The organism is Aminobacter sp. P4_D5 (genome assembly GCF_056401815.1).
The window spans coordinates 1-949 of the sequence record NZ_JBFUIP010000464.1 but is presented as its reverse complement, the minus strand read 5'-3'; the positions used below and the strand labels follow the sequence as shown (position 1 = coordinate 949).

General features: G+C 68.4%; 1 protein-coding gene. It reads left to right on the top strand.

Translation table 11 applies throughout. The annotated features are described in order from the left end of the window. Positions 1 to 949 (top strand): MFS transporter (locus AC1DWF_RS32790; protein WP_476842689.1); only part of this gene is annotated, 949 nt, incomplete at both ends.

Here is a 949-nt window from a genome sequence, read left to right as displayed (position 1 = left end):
ACACCGACCGCCGGCCCATGCCCTATTCGCTGCCCGTCGGAATGAGCTCGACGCTCGTCGGGTTGCTGCTGATGGCGCATGCGCATTCCTACCCGGTGATCCTGCTGGCGGCGGCGCTGATCGGCGTGGGCTCCTCGGTGTTCCATCCCGAGGCCTCGCGCGTGGCGCGGCTGGCCTCGGGCGGGCGCTACGGGTTGGCTCAGTCGCTGTTCCAGGTGGGCGGCAACACGGGCTCGGCCATCGGGCCCTTGCTGGCCGCCTTCATCGTCGTGCCGAACGGGCAGGAGAGCCTGGTCTGGTTCTCGGCCGCGGCACTGTTGGGCATGCTGATCCTGGTGCAGGTGGGGGGCTGGTATGGCCGCAACCGCGTGGCGAGGTCCCCGGTCCGCAAGGCGGGCGCGACGGCCGGGCATGGCCTCTCGCGCGGGCGGGTGACGCTGGCGATCGTCGTGCTGATCGCGCTGCTCTTCTCGAAGAACGTCTATACCGCGAGCCTCAGCTCCTACTTCACCTTCTATCTGATCGACCGCTTCGCCGTGGAGGTGCAGACGGCGCAGATCATCCTCTTCATCTTCCTGGGATCGCTGGCCGTCGGCTTGATGATCGGCGGCATCCTGGGCGACCGGGTGGGGCGGCTGCCCATCATCTGGTTCTCGATCCTCGGTGCGCTGCCCTTCACTTTGGCGCTGCCCTTCGCGAACCTGTTCTGGACGGTGGTCCTGGCGGTCACGATCGGGCTGATCATGTCCTCGGCCTTCGCGGCGATCCTGGTCTATGCGCAGGACCTGCTGCCGGGCCGGGTGGGTCTCGTAGCCGGCATGTTCTTCGGCTTCTCCTTCGGGCTCGGCGGGCTCGGCGCCGCGGCGCTGGGCGAGCTCGCGGACCGGACGAGCATCTCCACGGTCTACATGGTCTGCGCCTTCCTGCCGCTGCTGGGGCTGCTCACGAT